The 1,456-nt window shown below is 40.0% G+C and carries 2 protein-coding genes; one reads left to right on the plus strand and one right to left on the minus strand.

The window, feature by feature from the left end:
* On the minus strand, nt 1-407 hold a 407-nt coding region (locus KQX66_RS36340; protein ID WP_216798383.1), incomplete at its 3' end, for a hypothetical protein.
* Nucleotides 408-853: 446 nt separating this feature from the next.
* Here KQX66_RS36340 and KQX66_RS36345 point away from each other — a divergent pair.
* On the plus strand, nt 854-1,417 hold the full coding sequence (locus tag KQX66_RS36345) for a hypothetical protein (protein WP_216798384.1): 564 nt from the start codon (nt 854-856) through the stop codon (nt 1,415-1,417).
* The last annotated feature ends 39 nt before the right edge of the window (nt 1,418-1,456 follow it).

The following is a 1,456-nucleotide window of genomic DNA, read 5'->3' on the forward strand; positions in this document are numbered from 1 at the left end:
AGATAATAACCGTTCGATTTCGGCGCAGCAATCACCTCTCCTCCGGCTTCGCCACCTCTACGGCGGACTTCATGGTAAGCAACATGTACACTTTGGCCCTTATCGTCGTGATATGAAAGTTCAATTTTCGTGAATGATTCATCATAGGGGTTTTCCGGCCTATTATCCTTGTAATGGTATGAAATTAGAGTCCCTTCGGGAACATAGAGAGTAGTAGTGTTCTGGTAAAATGAAAGTCCGGGCACCAGATCGGCTGCTTGACAGTAATAAATTTTATCGCTGCAATCCCAATAAGTCTCAAGAGGATATGCCAAAGCCTCCCTTGTGCCTAAGCCCGTGAAACAAACAGCGCTCAGAAGTATTGCGAACACCTTTTTTAACCCTTGCCCCTGAAAGCTAAAGCTCATCTCAAAAACCCTCCCGCATATTCGGATTTGAAATCGTTAAGCTGCATACATCGTTATATTCGGAAACGGACGGCGCTAGAACATAGAAAAATCCCCGCTAGTAAATAGCTGGGGATTTTCTCATTTATCCGTTATGACTTCGTTGCAACTTTTCCGTGATAGCTCAAAAAGTTTTATTTTCTTCCAAACCTAATGTACCTAACTATGAATAGAACTACTACAAGGAAAAAACCACTTATTGAAATGATATCTGTTACAGATTCATCTTTGATGAAGTGCTTGTCAAAAGTTATTACCATAAGAACGATGATGATGAATATTGTGTTATGAATATCCTTTTTCATAAAATCCTCCCTCAATTGGAATATTTAGGGTTTACACTCTCATATTACAATGATATTATATTTGTGTAATAATTAAAACTTTTCTTTGAGGAGGACTTGAATTTGAAACTATTCAAGGCAAAGATTTACGTCTCGGCTCTTGTTGCTGGTACGATGCTCTTCACCTCCATCACCGCTCCGGCCTCTGCGAATTTTTTAGGCAATAACAGCGCAACTATTCAGTCAGAATATAAATTAACTGAAAACGAAAAAAGTCAGATGGATCAACTTATTCGAGGTTTGACAATCATTGAATCAATCCCTGATGAGGTGCTAGCTCAAGGCGATGACGCTACGGCCCAATGGTTGAAGAAAAATTATGGCATACAACAAGAAGGATTTTTTGGATGCGTTGGTGCAATTGGTACAGCACTATTGGGGATTGCGTTCCCTGCAGCTAAGTTAACCAAAATCAAAGACGCAATTAAAGCTGCTGGCGGCGTTTATAAAGTCGTTACAGTTATCACCGGTTCTTATAAGGCTGCAAGGCAATTGGGAATGGGAGTAAGAGAAGCAATTACAATTGCTGTCCAAGATGCCTTTAGAACAGCTAGTAGTGAAGTGTTTTCATTGTTACTAAGCTTCTTTGGAATTAGCAGTATTATTGGTGAGTGTTTCGAGGATTAATTGTAGAAAATAAAAGCAAATCCTCCGCCTGTCGGATGG

Source organism: Paenibacillus oleatilyticus, assembly GCF_018998565.1.
Classification (GTDB): domain Bacteria; phylum Bacillota; class Bacilli; order Paenibacillales; family NBRC-103111; genus Paenibacillus_G; species Paenibacillus_G oleatilyticus.